Consider the following 15124-nt stretch of genomic DNA (forward strand, 5'->3'; position numbering starts at 1 on the left):
AAATGCTCATCCCCCTGATTCTTAGCGGAGGCAGCGGCACGCGCCTCTGGCCTGTATCGCGACGCAACCTGCCGAAGCAGTTCCTGTGCCTCAGCGGTGAGGGCACGCTGTTCCAGCAGACCGTGACGCGCACCCGCTTGTTGTCGGATGTAGCCTCCCCCATCGTCGTCGCCAGCGACGACCACCGCTTCCTCGCTGCCGATCAGTTGATTGAAGCCGGCGTCGAGAACGCCACCATCGTGCTCGAGCCCCTGGCGCGCAACACCGCGCCAGCGATCGCGCTGGGCGCGCTGAAGGCACTCGAGCAGGACCCCGAAGCGCTGTTGCTGGTGCTGCCGGCCGATCACCTGATCGGCGCGCCCGAGACCTTCAGCGCCGCCGTCGAACACGCCCTCCCCGCCGCCCGCGACGGCTGGCTCGTCACCTTCGGCATCAAGCCCGACCGGCCGGAAACCGGCTTCGGCTACATCCGTCGTGCCGAGTCCGTCGGCGCAGGCGCCTACCGCGTCGAGCGCTTCGTGGAGAAGCCGGACCTCGCCACCGCCGAGGGCTACCTCGCCGATGGCGGCTACAGCTGGAACTCCGGCATGTTCCTGTTCAAGGCGTCGCGCTACCTGGAGGAGCTGGGCGAGCACGCGCCGGCGATGCTGGCGGCGGTGCGCGAGGCCTATGCGGCGGCCACGCGCGACCTGGATTTCGTGCGCATCGGCAAGGAGGCCTTCGCCAAGGTGCCGGAAGACTCCATCGACTACGCGGTGATGGAGAAGACCCGCCGCGCCGCGGTGGTGCCGGTGGATTGCGCGTGGAGCGACATCGGTTCGTGGTCGGCGCTGTGGCTCACCGGCGAGAAGGACGCCGAGGGCAACCTGCGCGAGGGCGACACGCTGGCCGTGAACACCCGCAACAGCCTGGTGCGCACGCACGAGCGCCACATGGTGGCCACGGTGGGCGTGGACGACCTGATCGTGGTGACCACGCCGGACGCCACCCTGGTCGCGCACCGCGACGCCGCGCAGGACGTGAAGAAGGTGGTGGACCAGCTCAAGGCCGACGGCCGCAGCGAGCATTCCTTCCACCGCGTGGTGTACCGCCCGTGGGGCAGCTACGACTCGCTGGAGGCGGGCGGCCGCTTCCAGGTCAAGCGCATCGTGGTGAAGCCGAACGCATCCTTGAGCCTGCAGAAGCACCACCACCGCGCCGAGCACTGGATCGTGGTGTCGGGCACGGCCGAGGTCACCTGCGACGACAAGGTGTTCCTGCTCAGCGAGAACCAGAGCACCTACATCCCGCTGGGCAGCGTGCATCGCCTGCGCAACCCAGGCAAGGTGCCGCTGGAGCTGATCGAGGTGCAGTCGGGCAGCTACCTGGGCGAGGACGACATCGTGCGCTTCGACGACGTGTACGGCCGCTCCTGAGCCAAGCCAGCCCGCCCCGCGGGGATGAGACGCCGCGCACACCCTGCGCGGCGTCTTTTTTTTATCGCCTCAAGTTGCGCCCCGGCCGAGCGATACAGGCGTACCGCCCAGCCAGGAGCGCCGCCGTGCGTACCAATCTGCCCGTCACCCAGCAGGAATACCGCTACCCCTCGGACTGGGCGCTGGTCTCGCGCACCGACCTGCGCGGCACCATCCTCTACTGCAACGACACCTTCGTGGAGGCCAGCGGCTACGCGCGCGAGGAACTGCTGGGCCAGCCGCACAACCTGATCCGCCATCCGGACATGCCGCGCGAGGCGTTCCGCGACATGTGGGCGTGCATCCAGGCCGGGCGAACCTGGACCGCGCTGATCAAGAACCGCCGCAGGAACGGCGACCACTACTGGGTACGCGCCAACGTGACCCCGGTGGTCGCCGAGGGCAAGGTCACCGGCTTCGTCTCCGTGCGCACCTGCCCCACGCGCGAGGAGGTGGCCGAGGCCGCGCAGCTGTACGCGGCGCTGCGCGGCGCCGAGACCGGCGAGCGCGCCCTGCCCCATCGGTTCGAGCAGGGCATCGCCTACCGCGCGGGCGCTGCCGGCCTTGCGCAACAGCTGTGGCGCAAGGCGCCGACGCTGCATGCCTTGAGCGCCGGCCCGCTCTCGCTGCTGGTGGTGGCGCTGCTGGCGCCGTGGGCGCCGGCCCTGTTCACCACGGCCGTCGCCCTGCTCGCCGCCGTCGTCACCGCATGGGTGCTGGCCCTGCGGGTGGTGCGGCCGGTGGCGTCGATCGCGGCCATCGCCCGCCGGCTGGCCGCCGGCGACCTCGGCGGCGACACCGCGGCCGAAAGCAGTGGGTTCGGCGCCGAGGCGCGGCTCGCCTTGCGCCAGGCCCTGATCAACCTGCGCGCGATCGTCGGCGACATCGGCCGCGAGGTCGTTCGCATGCAGGGTGCGGCCGGCACGCTCACCGCGCAGAGCGAGCGGCTGGCGCAGCAGGCGAGCAACCAGGCGGCCAGCCTGGAGGAAACGGCCGCCACCATGGAAGAACTGGCAGCCGCCGCCACCGGCAACATGCAGAGCGCGCACGATGCGGCGGCACGCACCTCGCAGGTCGATACGCAGGCCACCGAGGCCGGCTCCGCGGCGGCGGCGCTGCTCGACCAGATCGGGCTGATCCGCGGCGCCACGCACAGCATCGGCGAGATCTCCGGCGAGATCGACGCCATCGCCTTCCAGACCAACCTGCTCGCCCTCAACGCCGCGGTCGAGGCCGCCCGCGCCGGCGAGGCCGGGCGCGGCTTCGCGGTGGTGGCCGGCGAGGTGCGCGCACTGTCCCAGCGCACCATGCAGGCGTCGCGCTCTATCCGCGGCCTGGTGGGCGACATCCAGGGCAAGGTCGAGAGCGGGCTCGGCCAGGCGGAGCAGACCGCCGCCGTGATGGGCGGCACGCAGCGCGGCATGCAGGCGGTGCTGCACGCGGTCGCGCAGATCTCCAGCGTGTCGGCCGAGCAGCAGCGCGCCATCGGCCAGGTCGCCGACGAGGTGGGCCGGCTGGACCAGCACACGCAGGGCCACGCCGCGATGGTGGAGTCCTTCGCCGCCACCGCCGGCGACGTGGAGCACAGCGTGCAGGCGCTGGAAGGCACCATCAGCATCGTGGATCTGGGCGGCGCGCGGGCGGCGTAAAAGGTACGCGGCGGCCGTACACGGGCGCCGCTTGTCCGGCCCGGTGCCGTCAACGGCGGCGAGGTACCGCGTCGCTCCGGGCCGCAGCACTGCGCCGCCTCGACTCGCCCCGTCGCTTTCGCCGGCAGGACGCACGTTGGCGGTTCGAGGCTTTCCCTTTTCAAGGGCGGCACTTATCGATGCCATGCGGGCCTTGATTCCCACATCCCTGGCGCAGCCATGGCATGGCCTCCGCCGGGTGCGGCGCCACCGCCGCGGAACCCATCCACGACCTTGCCGCCGGAACGCACCGGCCGTGTAAGGAGCGCGCCTTGCGCGCGACCGCGGCATCGCGGCGTTACCGCTGCGCTGGCTGGTCGCGCGCAAGGCGCGCTCCTTACAACAGCGGCAACGCCTCGGGGGTGATCATGGGCAGGCGGCGCGCTTGGCCAGCCACGCCCGCGCCGCGGCCAGCGGCGCGATGCCCTCGACGCGGATGCGGTAGTCCAGCTCGGTGACGGCGGCGTTGCCCAGTTGCAGCCCGGCCAGCATGGCGACCAGCTCCGGCGCCAGCACCGGTTCGAGTTCCTTGCGCATGATCAGCGTGGCCTGGTCGACGCCGCCCAGCAGGCCGCGCGGCTCGTCGAGCGGCCGGATGCGGTAGCGGTGGTGCAGGTACTGCGGCTGCCACAGCGGCAGCACCCGCCAGCGCCGCTCGGCCACCGCGCGCTCGAAGCCGTCGAAGCAATCGGCCTCGCTGCCCGGCTCGAAGTGGTAGCCCGCCGCATCGAGGCCGTATTCGCGCACGATGGCCTGCGAGAAGCGGCTGATGCCGGCGCCGGGGTTGATGCCCTGGATGCGCCGCTCCATCCGCGCCAGCACCTCGGGCTTGAGCAGGTCGGACACGCTACCGACCCGTTCGAGCGGCACGTAGTCGGGCACGCCCCACAGGCAGAACGGCTGGTACAGCACGCCGAGCTTGATGGTGCGCTCCAGGTGCGGCGCGAGGTAGGCCTCGTGGCTGGCGGGCAGCCAGGCCGAGACCAGCATATCCACCTCGTGCGCGCCAAAGTGCTGGAACATCGCCTCATGCGGGGCGCTGCTGACCACGACCTGGTGGCCGCGGTCCTCCAGGATCGCCTGTACCACCGCGGCGCTGGCGGCATGGAAGGAGAGATCGATGTGACCCAGGCGGATCGGCGCGCTCACGGCCGGCCTCCGTGCAGCGGCAGGGTGAACAGCTGCACCGGCCACGCCGTGCGCGACTGCCCGCCGTGGAACAGCGCCACGCGATCCATCTGCGGCACCGGCAACCACAGGGTGCCGGTGCCGTCGATGTAGGGCGCATCCACCCAGTGCAGGCGCGGGTCGCGGATCACCGTCTCGACACGGCCGTCCGGCAGGCGCCGGCGCAGCGAGCTGTCGGCCAGCACGGTGAAGTACAGCGTGCCGTCGCGGTCCATCACCGTGCCGCCCACCGGCGGCAGGTCGAACCAGGGCTCGACGTGGCCGGCCAGCGTCTTGGCGTCCACGCCCGCATCGTCCAGCCAACGGGTGGCGATGCGCCACATCGGCCCGTTGAGCGGGGCGAAGTAGAACCAGCGGCCGTCGGGGCTCACCTCCAACGGATCGGCGTTCACCGCGAGCGGCTTGCCGTCGGGCGCGAGCACGGTCTCGCCCTCGACCACGATGGGCCGGCCGGCCCGCGCCGTGGTGTAGCGGCTGCCGTCGAGCACGCGGCGGGCCCGGCCGCTGTCGAGGTCGAGCACGATCAGGCCCGGCTGGCCGGCGTCGGTAAGGTAGGCGTGGCGGCCGTGGAAGCGCACGTCGTCCACGTAGCTGTGCGCGCCGAGCGCTTCCGGCCCGAACGGGTAGACGCGCTGCACCTTGCCGCTGGCGAGGTCGATGCGCACCAGCTTGGCGCCGCCCGGCAGCGGCGTGCCGCCGAAGTCGGGCGCGCCGGTGTCCACCACCCACAGGCCGCCCTCGCCGTCGCGATGGATGGCGTTGATGTTGACGAAGGCCGTGCGCGCATCCTGACCCGGTCGCCAGGCGTTCCAGGCGGCATCGGGAAACGGCTGCGGCCGGCGCTGCGCATCGAGCCGCGCCAGCGCGGAGCCGCGCGAGCCGGTCCAGCGCGGGCCGGCAACGTAGACGCCGCCGTCGTCGCCCACCGCCACCGCGTTCCAGATCAGGTCGCGGCTTTCGGCGGCCACCGCCAGGCGGGGCGCCTCGGCCGCCTGCGTGCGGGGCGCGATCGCCAAGGCCAGTGCGAGGCCGGCGAACAGCGCGGCCAGCTTCGGCGCGGCCTTGCCGGCCGGCGTTTTCGGGAATGACGTCCGCATGGCTCAGAACCCGCTCAGCACGGCTTTGCCGGTGGTGCGGCCGCTCTCGATCAAGGCGTGCGCGCGCTTCAGGTTCGCCGCGTTGAGGGCGCCGAAGTCCTTGTTGAAGGTGGTGCGCAGCAGGCCGGCGTCGATCAGGTCCGCCACCTCGTTGAGCAGCTGGTGCTGGGCGATCATGTCCGCGGTCTGGAAGCGCGAGCGGGTGAACATGAACTCCCAGTGGAAGGAAGCGCTCTTGGTCTTGAGCTTGCGCACGTCCGGCGGCGTCTCCGGGTCGTCGATCACCGCCAGCTTGCCCTGCGGCGCCAGCGCCTCGGCGATGGCGTCGAAGTGCTGCCCGGTGTGGGTGAGGCCGAGCACGTAGTCCACGCCGCCCGGCACGATCGCCTTGACCTGCTCGGCCAACGGCCGGCTGTGGTCGATGACGTGGTGCGCGCCCATCGACAGCGTCCACTCGCGGCTGGCCGGCGTGGAGGCGGTGGCGATCACGGTGAGCCCGGTGAGGCGGCGCGCCAGCTGGGTGGCGATGGAGCCCACGCCGCCGGCCCCACCCACGATCAGCAGCGCGCCGGCGCCGGCCGGCTTGCCCAGGCGCACGCCGAGGCGGTCGAACAGCAGCTCCCACGCGGTGATGGCGGTGAGCGGCAGCGCCGCCGCTTCGGCGAAGCCAAGCGAGCGCGGCTTGCGCCCGACCAGGCGCTCGTCCACCACTTGCAGCTCGGCGTTGCTGCCGGGGCGGTCCAGCGCGCCGGCGTAGTACACGGTGTCGCCCGGCTTGAACAGGCTGGCCTCGGGGCCCACGGCCACCACGGTGCCGGCGGCGTCCCAGCCAAGCACGCGGGGCTCGCCCTGGGGGGCGGCGTTGGCGCGGATCTTCACATCCACCGGGTTCACCGACACCGCCTCGACCTTCACCAGCAGGTCGCGGCCGGCGGCGACCGGCTCGGGCAGTTCGAGATCGATCAGGCTCTCGGCCTGGTCGATGGGCAGGGCGTGGCGGTAGGCGACGGCTTTCATGGCGGGCACTCCGGAAAGATAGAAACGGCGCAGCCGGCTGGGCCGGATGCGGGGACCGGACTATGCTGACCATCCTTCGCAAGGCGAAAAATGGCCGCCATGAGCAAACACTTTCCTGCCAAAGGCGAAAACGAGCCGGCACCGCCGATCCGCTTCGAGGATCTCGCCCTGTTCGTGCAGGCCGCCGACGCCGGCAGCTTTTCCGAGGCCGCCCGCCGGCGTGGCCTCACCCCCGCGGTGGCCAGCAGCGCCGTGCAGCGGCTGGAGCGTTCGCTGGGCATCCGCCTGTTCGTGCGCTCCACCCGCAGCCTGCGCCTGTCCGAGGACGGCGAGCGCTACCTCGCCCACGCCCGCACCGCCCTGCAAGCCTTGGAGGACGGCCGCCTGGCGCTGGACCAGGCGCGCGGCGAGATCGCCGGCCGGCTGCGCCTGTCGGCGCCCTCGGACCTGGGCCGCAACGTGCTGCTGCCGTGGCTGGACGCCTTCCAGCAGGCGCACCCGAAGCTCGCCCTGCACCTGCGCATCGGCGACCGCGTGGCCGACCTCTACCGCCAGCCGCTGGACGCCGGCATCCGCTACGGCGCGCCGCCGGCCGATTCCAGCCTGGTGGCGCAGCCGCTGGCGCCGGACAACCGCCGCGTGCTGTGCGCCGCGCCGGCCTACCTGGCGCGGCACGGGCACCCGCGCCGGCCCGACGAGCTGCGCCGGCACGAATGCCTGCGCTACGTGCTCGCCGACAGCGTGCACGAGCGCTGGAACTTCCACCTGCCGCAGGGCGTGCAGACCGTCACCGTGAGCGGCCGCCGCGTCAGCGACGATGCCGACGTGGTGCGCCGCTGGGCGGTGGCCGGCCACGGCCTGGTCTACAAGTCGCGCCTGGACGTGCTGGAGGATCTGCGCGCGGGCCGGCTGGTGGAAGTGTTCCCGCCCGGCTACGGCGAGCCCGCGCCGCTCAACCTGGTCTGCGCGCACCGCTCGCTGCTCTCGCCGGCCATCCAGCGGCTGCGCGATTTCCTGCGCGAGCGCTGCGCCGAATTCGCAACCCCATGAGCCCGCTGCGGGTCTAGAATGCCCGCGGCCGGCGGGCGCCCCCCCTCCGCCCCGCCGGCCGCAGGTCACTCCCCCACAAGGAACCGCTCATGTCCCAGACGTTTGCCCCGGATTCCGAACTCGACCCGAACGATCTGCCGGAAGCCGACCTCCCCCCGAAGACCATGCGCCATCCGCCGCACAGCGCGCTGGACACCATCGAGATCGCTGCCGCCGACGAAGTCCTGCACGAGAGCGCGCTGCGCGAATCGGCACTGCGCCCGCCGCGCTGAGCGCCCCCGGGCCGCCGCCGAACGCGGCGGTCGCCTCCCGTCACGCGAACCCGATCCCCGCTCCCGCTCGCCGGCATGCCGGCGAGTGCATGGCTGTGCGCCTTCCGTGCGCGCGGCGGCCCACGCTCCGCACACGAGCGAACGATCAGGGAAGGCCGCAACCTCGGCCATCCTTGCCATTGGAGAACAAGTCATTTCCTCCATGGCCGATTTATAGCCGTCTTGGCGACCAATACATTCGTGTCATCGGGCATACGCCCTTCCTGCCACGGAACTGCTCCCATGACCTCCACCGCCTTCCCCGCCACCCCGATCAAACCCGTCCTGATGGTGCTCACCAGCCACGGCACCAAGGGCAGCACCGGCGAGCCCACCGGCTTCTTCCTCGGCGAGCTGACCCATCCGCTGGCCGAACTCCAGGAGGCCGGCATCCCCACCGAGTTCGCCTCCATCCAAGGCGGCGAGCCGCCGGTGGACGGCCTCAACCTCGACGACGCGGTGAACGCGCGCTACTGGAACGACGCCGCCTTCCGCGACGCCATCCGCCACACGCGGCGCCTGGGCGACGTCGATCCGTCGAAGTACTCGGCCATCTTCTTCGCCGGCGGCCACGGCGCGATGTGGGACTTCCCCACCAGCCCCGACGTGCAGCGTGTGACCCGCGCCGTCTATGAGGCCGGCGGCCTCGTCGGCGCGGTGTGCCACGGCCCCGCAGCGCTGGTCAACGTCACGCTGGGCGACGGCAGCTACCTGGTGGCCGGCAAGAACCTGAGCGCCTTCACCGACGACGAAGAGCGCGCCGTGAAGCTCGACCAGGTGGTGCCCTTCCTGCTCGCCAGCACGCTGGTGCAGTGCGGCGCGCACCACCACCCGGCGCCGGACTGGACGGCCAAGGTCGTGGTCGACGGCCGCCTGGTCACCGGCCAGAACCCGCAGTCCGCCGCCGGCGTCGGCGCGGCGCTGCGCGACCTGCTGCTGGGCCGGCCGGCGCAGGCCTGACCCTCCGCACCACGCGGGCGCCGACCGCCGGGCTTTCCGCCTCGGCGGCCGTCGAATCGTTCAGACGTCCATACGTCCATACGTACCAAATCAAACATCGCAGGCGACCGGCAGGCCGGGCGCCACGGCCCAGCTCACCCCAAGGAATCCCCATGGACCTTCGATTGCAGGGCAAGACCGCCCTGGTCACCGGCGCCACCGCCGGCATCGGCCTCGCCGTCGCCCGCACCCTGGCGCGCGAAGGCGTGGCCGTCGCCCTCACCGGCCGCAGCCAGGCCAGGCTGGACGCCGCGGCGGCCGAGATCGCGGCGGCCGCGCCCGGCAGCCGCTTCAGCACGATCGTCGCCGACCTCGGCAGCGCGAAGGCGCGGCCGCGCTGACCGCCGCGCAGCCGGACACCGACATCCTCGTCAACAACCTCGGCTACTACGAAGCCAAGCCCTTCGCCGAGATCACCGACGAGGACTGGCTGCGCATGCTCGACGTCAACGTGATGTCCGGCGTGCGCCTGTCGCGCCACTACTTCCCGCGCGTGCTGGCGCAGAACTGGGGCCGGGTGATCTTCGTCTCCAGCGAGGTCGGCGCGTTCACGCCGCCGGACATGGTGCACTACGGCGTCAGCAAGTCGGCGCAGCTGGCCGTCTCGCGCGGCATGGCGGAGCTGACGAAGGGCACCGGCGTCACCGTCAACAGCGTGCTGCCTCGGCCACCCGCTCCGACGGCATCGTGGACTACCTGCGCCAGACCGCGCCGCGCCCCAGCATGAGCGACGCCGAGATCGAGGCCCACTTCTTCGAGACCTACCGCCCCAGCTCGCTGATCGCCCGCATGATCGAGGCGGACGAGATCGCGGCGATGGTCGCCCTGCTCGCCAGCCCGCTCGGCGCCGCCTCCAACGGCGCGGCGGTGCGGGTGGAAGGCGGCACTTTCCGTTCGATCCTCTGAGCGGAGAACCGCCATGTCCGATCTCGTCGTCGTCGCCCTCGTCCAGGCCCGGCCCGGCCACGAAGCCGCCCTCGTCAAGGCGCAGGCCGAGCTGGTCGCCGTGTCGCGCCAGCAGCAGCCCGGCTGCATCAGCTATACCGACTACGCCGCTTACGAGGCGGCCTGAAGGGCCGGGCCGATCCTTATCCAGCCGGCGATGCTCTGGGCGGACGCGGCTATAGTTTGCCGGATGATCCGGGGAGAGTGGCCTTCTTGGCACCCGCCGTAGCGGCCGACCTGTATGCAGCGGCGCGGGGCCCAGCCGCGGCACCGGCAGGTGATCAAACACCGTCTTCTCGTTCGACACCGTCTTGTCATTAAGCGAGAACGGATTACCAGCCACCTACACGGACACAGCGCCGGAGCAGCTGTCGCTGGCGCCGCTTTCGGCAAAAACTCACCGCGTCCGTAGTTCTGCGCGAAGCATGTCGTCGACGAACTGCTTTGGGTCGAACCCGAACCGCAGCCGGTTTTCCGGGAAATGCTCGTAGTCGAGGCTGAGTCGCAACGCCGACTCAACGGCCTCGATGGCTGCATCGCGCATCACTTTTTTGAAAGCAGCTGGCGTGTATTGCAGGGGCCGGCCTGTGCGGATTTGTACCTTCGCCGCCATGCTTGCGTAATAGTTGTCGAAGTTGCAGGCACCGAGATCATCCATGACATAGGCAGCCGCATTGCGCATAAGCAAGGGCACCGACGTGAACCGGAGCAGTTCCGAGCCAGACAACTCCCTGTCCGCTCTTTCCGCCGCCTCTTGCAAGGATCGGCCATCGATCACCAGCGCGCGGTACAACTCCAGCATGGAATCGAGCAACCGGCCAGGCACCACTTCCGTGCGGAAACAGACTGCGGCCAAGTAAGGGATCGGTTTGGGCATCTGCACGGCGAACAGGATCGCCTCGCTCAGGCAAGCCGCCGCGACTACCACCAGATTAAATCGCGTTGCGGTATTCAAGACACGCAAAGGGTCGCCCAGTTCCTCCCAAGTCAATTCCTCGCTGGATGGGCCAATAAAGCCCGTGTACTCCACGCTACCGTGCGCCTCGATGTGCAAGATAGGCGTGCCCTTCATCGGTACGCTGCGCGTGATGGAGGCCAGCGCATCGAACACGTCCTGCTTCGTGCGACACGGGTAAAGCTCTATAGGCAGCGCGTGGCCTGGACGCCGCTCGAGCCTAACCTTGAGTTCTGCGCCGGTACGCCTCTCGTCCTCAGCCAACCATTCGATGATGGCAATGCGTGCCGACCTCACCTGCGGCAATGTGGGGGCATGGACGGCTTCTGCCTTCCGGCGTCTTCGTGCCTCTCCCATACCATCTCCGCAATTCGTTCCATTCCCGCACGGACAATCCCCACCGGGCATCGCCACCTACAAATCCCAGCGCGCCGCCGAAACCGCTCACTCCACCGTAACCGACTTCGCCAGGTTGCGCGGCTGGTCCACGTCGGTGCCGCGCAGCACGGCGACGTGGTAGGCGAGGAGCTGCAGCGGCACGGTGAACACCGCCGGGGCGATGAAGTCGCCGCCGGACTCGAAGCTCAGCGCCGCGCCTTTGGCCGCATAGCCGTCCAGACTGGTGGCGCCGTCGTCGGCGAACACGATCAGCTCGCCGCCGCGGGCCCGCACTTCCTGCAGGTTGGACTTGAGCTTCTCCAGCAGCGGGCCGCTGGGCGCCACGGCGACCACCGGCATCGACTCGTCCACCAGCGCCAGCGGGCCGTGCTTGAGCTCGCCCGCCGGGTAGGCCTCGGCGTGGATGTAGGAGATTTCCTTGAGCTTGAGCGCGCCCTCCAGTGCTACCGGATAGTTGGCGCCGCGGCCGAGGAACAGCGCGTGCTGGCGGTGGATGAAGCGCGCGGCCAGCTCGGCGATCTGCGGCTCCAGCGCCAGCGCGTCCTCGATCGCGCGCGGCAGGTGCGCGAGCTGCTCGCACAGCGCCAGGTAGCGCGCCTCGTCCAGCCCGCGCTGGCGGGCCAGCTGCAGGGTGAGCAGGCCCAGGGCCGCGAGCTGGGTGGTGAAGGCCTTGGTGGAGGCCACCCCGATCTCGGGGCCGGCGCGAGTCATCAGCTTGAGGTCGGCCTCGCGCACCACCGAGGACTCGGGCACGTTGCAGATCGCCAGCGTGGCGAGGTAGCCGCGCTGCTTCGACTCGCGCATCGCCGCCAGCGTGTCGGCGGTTTCGCCGGACTGGGAGATGGCGACGAACAGCGTGTCCTCCGGCACCACCGCCTCGCGGTAGCGGTATTCGCTGGCCACCTCCACGCTCACCGGCAGCCGCGCGTGCTGCTCGATCCAGTACTTGGCCACCAGGCCGGCGTGGTAGCTGGTGCCGCAGGCGATGATGTGCAGGCCCTTGACCTTCGCCAGCACGGCGTCGCCGGCGACGCCGAAGATGTTGGGCAGCACGCCGTGCGGGCCGATGCGCGCCTCCAGCGTGTCGGCCACGGCGCGCGGCTGCTCGAAGATTTCCTTCTGCATGTAGTGGCGGTATTCGCCACGCTCGACGGCGTCGGCGGAGACCTCGCTCTCGTGCGTCGCGCGCTCGGCCGGGGCGCCGTCCAGGGTGTAGACCTGCACCTGGTCGCGGGTGATCTCCACCACGTCGTTCTCGTCCAGGTAGATCACCTTGTTGGTGACCTGCACCAGTGCCTGCGCGTCGGAGCCGAGGAAGTTCTCGCCGATGCCCACGCCCACCAGCAGCGGCGCGCCGCGGCGGGCGCCGACCACGTGGCCGGGCTCGTCGCGGTCGATCACCGCGATGGCGTAGGCGCCGTCCAGCTCGCGCACGGTGGCGAGCACCGCCTCGCGCAGGCCGAGGCCCGCCTCGATGCGCTCGTTGATCAGCGCGGTCATCACCTCGGTGTCGGTCTCGGAGGCGAACTGGTGGCCGCGCGCCTGCAGCGCGCGGCGCAGCTCGGCGTAGTTCTCGATGATGCCGTTGTGCACCAGCGCCACGCGGCCGACCACGTGCGGGTGCGCGTTGACCTCGTTCGGCACGCCGTGGGTGGCCCAGCGCGTGTGCGCGATGCCGGTGCCGCCGGGAAACGGCTCGGCGAGGTAGCGCGCCTCCATCTCGCGCACCTTGCCCTTGGCGCGCACGCGGCGGATGGCGCCCGGCTCCAGCACGGCCAGGCCGGCGGAGTCGTAGCCGCGGTATTCGAGGGCCTTGAGACCGGCGATCAGCAGGGGGGCCACATCACGCTGGGCAACGGCAGCGACAATTCCGCACATGGCGAACTTCCTTTCCAGTTTCGTGCGGAGCACGCTCCGCGATCAGTCATGCTTGCCGCCGCACATTGCAGCGGGCTTTCATGGCCGCCCGGTGCCTCCCGATCGGGCCAGACGCGGGCGATGAATGCCGTAGCAGTCATCGTCGCGCCCGCCGCCACCGGCGACCAGTGGCCTTACGTCAGAGGCGAGGCCGCGGCCGCGGCGCACGCCGGCGCGGCCGGCGGCCCCGCTTAGTGCACCTTGCGGCGCAAGTAGTTCAAAAGGTCTATGCGGGTGATGAGACCCATGAACTGCTCGCCGTCCATCACGATCGCCACGTGGCCGCGCTCGAACACCGGCAGCAGCGACTCGATCGGCGCGTGCACGTCGAGCATCTGCAGCTTGGTGATCATGGCGGTGGACACCGTGTCGCGGAAGCGCGTCTCGTCGGCGTGCACGTGCATCAGCACGTCCGACTCGTCGATGATGCCCACCAGCTTGTCGCCGTCCATCACCGGCAGCTGGGAGACGTCGTAGAGCTTCATGCGGTTGTAGGCGGTCATCAGCAGTTCGTTGGGGCCGATCACCACGGTGTCGCGCCGGGCGAAGGGGCGCAGCAGCAGGTCGCGCAGGTCGCCGTGCCGCTCGCGCTCGATGAAACCGTTGTCCAGCATCCAGTAGTCGTTGTACATCTTCGAGAGGTACTTGTTGCCGGTGTCGCACACCAGCGTCACCACCCGCTTCGGGCCGGTCTGCTCACGGCAGTAGCGCAGCGCCGCGGCCAGCAGGGTGCCGGTGGAGGAGCCGCCCAGCACGCCCTCCTTCGCCAGCAGCTCGCGGGCGGTGAGGAAGCTCTCCCGGTCGGAGATGGCGTAGGCCTTCTTCACCCGCGAGAAGTCGCTGATGCCGGGGAGGAAGTCCTCGCCGATGCCCTCCACCATCCAGCTGCCCGACTTGGTCGAGAGCACGCCCTCGTTGATGTACTGCGCCAGGATCGAGCCCACCGGGTCGGCCAGCACGATCTCGGTGCCCGGGGAGACTTCGGCGAAGTAACGCGACAGGCCGGTCATGGTGCCGGAGGAGCCACAGCCCACCACCACCGCGTCCACGCGGCCGTCCATCTGCTCGAAGATCTCCGGGCCGGTGGTCTCGTAGTGCGCGCGCGGGTTGTCGGGGTTGCCGAACTGGTTGATGAAATAGGCGCCCGGCGTCTCGCGCGCGATGCGCTCGGCCATGTCCTGGTAGTACTCCGGGTGGCCCTTGGCGACGTCCGAGCGGGTCAGCAGCACCTCGGCACCCATCGCCTTGAGGTTGAAGATCTTCTCGCGGCTCATCTTGTCGGGCACCACCAGGATCAGGCGGTAGCCCTTGGCCTGCGCCACCAGCGCGAGGCCGAGGCCGGTGTTGCCGGCGGTGCCTTCCACCAGGGTGGCGCCGGGCCTGATCCGGCCCGCCTTCTCCGCGCCCTCGATCATCGACAGGCCGATGCGGTCCTTGATCGAGCCGCCGGGGTTCACGCTCTCCAGTTTCAGGAACAGCTCGCACGGCCCGGCCTCGAGGCGTTGCGCACGGACCATCGGCGTGCGGCCGATCAACGCGAGGACATTGGCAGAGACCGTCATGGAAGCTCCGTGGTGGCGGGGGCCGCGCATCGCGCCGGCCGAAACGGACATGATAGCCGAGCGCCCTGCCCCGCCGTTTCGCGCGGCCCATGTGCGACGGCCCCGGCACCTTCCGCAGAAGGCCCGGGGCCGAATCGGGAAAACCCGCAGGCTTCAGTTGAGCTCGGACTGCGGCGCCCTGGCCTGCCACATCCGTTGCAGCCGTTCCTTGGCCTGGAGCTTTTCCTTCTTCATGCCGGCCAGGGTCAGGTCGTCGATGGGAAGCACGCCAATCTCGGCGTCGTGCACCTTGCTGTCGAGCTGCTTGTGCCGTTGGTAGAGCCGGCGGAATTCCGCATCGGACTTCATCAAGGCCTCGACGTCTTCGCGCTGCTGGTTTTCGAACATGATCCGACCTCCTACTGGCGAGAACAGGAGCGGGCAGCGGGCGTGCCCGCAAAAACACAGACGGACCCGCGCGAGCCGTGCCCGTGCCGGGAGTGGGGTGCCGCAGGACGAATCGGGTAGCGCATGGTCCGGTCGGTGCCCGGCCGGCGGAACAC

16 protein-coding genes are annotated in these 15124 nt (G+C 70.4%); 9 read left to right on the top strand and 7 right to left on the bottom strand.

Annotation, left to right across the window (positions count from 1 at the left end; genetic code table 11):
• The first annotated feature begins 2 nt into the window (after window positions 1-2).
• A complete protein-coding gene (locus ACH65_RS07435; RefSeq protein WP_049621950.1) occupies window positions 3-1415 on the top strand; it encodes a mannose-1-phosphate guanylyltransferase/mannose-6-phosphate isomerase in 1413 nt (470 codons plus the stop codon).
• A 125-nt stretch (window positions 1416-1540) separates the two neighbouring features.
• A complete protein-coding gene (locus ACH65_RS07440; protein ID WP_049621951.1) occupies window positions 1541-3103 on the top strand; it encodes a methyl-accepting chemotaxis protein in 1563 nt (520 codons plus the stop codon).
• 405 nt (window positions 3104-3508) lie between these two features.
• Here the strand turns inward: ACH65_RS07440 and ACH65_RS07445 are convergent, their stop codons facing one another.
• The 3 genes from ACH65_RS07445 to ACH65_RS07455 are packed head-to-tail and all read right to left on the bottom strand — an operon-like array spanning window position 3509 to window position 6444.
• Window positions 3509-4291 carry a glycine betaine ABC transporter substrate-binding protein gene (locus ACH65_RS07445; RefSeq protein WP_082190188.1) on the bottom strand — a complete coding sequence of 261 codons (783 nt, stop codon included), beginning with the start codon at window positions 4289-4291 and terminating at the stop codon, window positions 3509-3511.
• Complete coding sequence (locus ACH65_RS07450) at window positions 4288-5427, bottom strand: L-dopachrome tautomerase-related protein (protein ID WP_053096201.1); 1140 nt, start codon at window positions 5425-5427, stop codon at window positions 4288-4290. Before ACH65_RS07450 ends, ACH65_RS07445 begins: the two co-directional genes overlap by 4 nt.
• A 3-nt stretch (window positions 5428-5430) precedes the next feature.
• Window positions 5431-6444, bottom strand: a complete 1014-nt coding sequence (locus ACH65_RS07455) for a zinc-binding alcohol dehydrogenase family protein (protein ID WP_049621953.1) — start codon at window positions 6442-6444, stop codon at window positions 5431-5433.
• 99 nt (window positions 6445-6543) lie between these two features.
• Here ACH65_RS07455 and ACH65_RS07460 point away from each other — a divergent pair, with 99 nt between their 5' ends.
• The 7 genes from ACH65_RS07460 to ACH65_RS19735 all read left to right on the top strand — a co-directional run bounded on the left by ACH65_RS07460 (window position 6544) and on the right by ACH65_RS19735 (window position 9876).
• Window positions 6544-7494, top strand: a complete 951-nt coding sequence (locus ACH65_RS07460) for a LysR family transcriptional regulator (RefSeq protein ID WP_049621992.1) — start codon at window positions 6544-6546, stop codon at window positions 7492-7494.
• Between the two features lie 89 nt (window positions 7495-7583).
• Window positions 7584-7766, top strand: coding sequence for a hypothetical protein (locus ACH65_RS07465; RefSeq protein WP_049621954.1), 183 nt, complete (start codon window positions 7584-7586; stop codon window positions 7764-7766).
• A gap of 282 nt (window positions 7767-8048) precedes the next feature.
• Window positions 8049-8765, top strand: a complete 717-nt coding sequence (locus ACH65_RS07470; RefSeq protein WP_049621955.1) for a type 1 glutamine amidotransferase domain-containing protein — start codon at window positions 8049-8051, stop codon at window positions 8763-8765.
• Between the two features lie 152 nt (window positions 8766-8917).
• Complete coding sequence (locus tag ACH65_RS20995; RefSeq protein ID WP_202594160.1) at window positions 8918-9145, top strand: SDR family NAD(P)-dependent oxidoreductase; 228 nt, start codon at window positions 8918-8920, stop codon at window positions 9143-9145.
• 23 nt (window positions 9146-9168) lie between these two features.
• On the top strand, window positions 9169-9531 hold the full coding sequence (locus tag ACH65_RS21000; RefSeq protein WP_272913763.1) for an SDR family NAD(P)-dependent oxidoreductase: 363 nt from the start codon (window positions 9169-9171) through the stop codon (window positions 9529-9531).
• A complete protein-coding gene (locus ACH65_RS20545; protein ID WP_202594161.1) occupies window positions 9528-9710 on the top strand; it encodes a hypothetical protein in 183 nt (60 codons plus the stop codon). Before ACH65_RS21000 ends, ACH65_RS20545 begins: the two co-directional genes overlap by 4 nt.
• A gap of 13 nt (window positions 9711-9723) precedes the next feature.
• On the top strand, window positions 9724-9876 hold the full coding sequence (locus ACH65_RS19735) for an antibiotic biosynthesis monooxygenase (protein WP_049621993.1): 153 nt from the start codon (window positions 9724-9726) through the stop codon (window positions 9874-9876).
• Between the two features lie 270 nt (window positions 9877-10146).
• Here the strand turns inward: ACH65_RS19735 and ACH65_RS07485 are convergent, their stop codons facing one another.
• The 4 genes from ACH65_RS07485 to ACH65_RS07500 form a co-directional block, all read right to left on the bottom strand.
• Window positions 10147-10860, bottom strand: a complete 714-nt coding sequence (locus ACH65_RS07485; RefSeq protein WP_153242511.1) for a hypothetical protein — start codon at window positions 10858-10860, stop codon at window positions 10147-10149.
• A gap of 288 nt (window positions 10861-11148) precedes the next feature.
• Complete coding sequence (glmS, locus tag ACH65_RS07490) at window positions 11149-12981, bottom strand: glutamine--fructose-6-phosphate transaminase (isomerizing) (RefSeq protein WP_049621957.1); 1833 nt, start codon at window positions 12979-12981, stop codon at window positions 11149-11151.
• Between the two features lie 230 nt (window positions 12982-13211).
• Window positions 13212-14582, bottom strand: a complete 1371-nt coding sequence (locus ACH65_RS07495) for a pyridoxal-phosphate dependent enzyme (RefSeq protein WP_049621958.1) — start codon at window positions 14580-14582, stop codon at window positions 13212-13214.
• 153 nt (window positions 14583-14735) lie between these two features.
• A complete protein-coding gene (locus ACH65_RS07500; protein ID WP_049621959.1) occupies window positions 14736-14969 on the bottom strand; it encodes an HP1242/YdcH family protein in 234 nt (77 codons plus the stop codon).
• Between the last annotated feature and the right edge of the window lie 155 nt (window positions 14970-15124).

The organism is Frateuria defendens, from assembly GCF_001182895.1.
Classification (GTDB): Bacteria; Pseudomonadota; Gammaproteobacteria; order Xanthomonadales; family Rhodanobacteraceae; genus Frateuria_B; species Frateuria_B defendens.

Coding starts and splice junctions, on each gene's coding strand:
- ACH65_RS20545 (WP_202594161.1), top strand. CDS start 9,528: ATGAGCGACGCCGAGATCGAGGCCCACTTCTTCGAGACCTACCGCCCC.
- ACH65_RS07435 (WP_049621950.1), top strand. CDS start 3: ATGCTCATCCCCCTGATTCTTAGCGGAGGCAGCGGCACGCGCCTCTGG.
- glmS (WP_049621957.1), bottom strand. CDS start 12,981: ATGTGCGGAATTGTCGCTGCCGTTGCCCAGCGTGATGTGGCCCCCCTG.
- ACH65_RS20995 (WP_202594160.1), top strand. CDS start 8,918: ATGGACCTTCGATTGCAGGGCAAGACCGCCCTGGTCACCGGCGCCACC.
- ACH65_RS07465 (WP_049621954.1), top strand. CDS start 7,584: ATGTCCCAGACGTTTGCCCCGGATTCCGAACTCGACCCGAACGATCTG.
- ACH65_RS19735 (WP_049621993.1), top strand. CDS start 9,724: ATGTCCGATCTCGTCGTCGTCGCCCTCGTCCAGGCCCGGCCCGGCCAC.
- ACH65_RS07450 (WP_053096201.1), bottom strand. CDS start 5,427: ATGCGGACGTCATTCCCGAAAACGCCGGCCGGCAAGGCCGCGCCGAAG.
- ACH65_RS07455 (WP_049621953.1), bottom strand. CDS start 6,444: ATGAAAGCCGTCGCCTACCGCCACGCCCTGCCCATCGACCAGGCCGAG.
- ACH65_RS07500 (WP_049621959.1), bottom strand. CDS start 14,969: ATGTTCGAAAACCAGCAGCGCGAAGACGTCGAGGCCTTGATGAAGTCC.
- ACH65_RS07495 (WP_049621958.1), bottom strand. CDS start 14,582: ATGACGGTCTCTGCCAATGTCCTCGCGTTGATCGGCCGCACGCCGATG.
- ACH65_RS07460 (WP_049621992.1), top strand. CDS start 6,544: ATGAGCAAACACTTTCCTGCCAAAGGCGAAAACGAGCCGGCACCGCCG.
- ACH65_RS07470 (WP_049621955.1), top strand. CDS start 8,049: ATGACCTCCACCGCCTTCCCCGCCACCCCGATCAAACCCGTCCTGATG.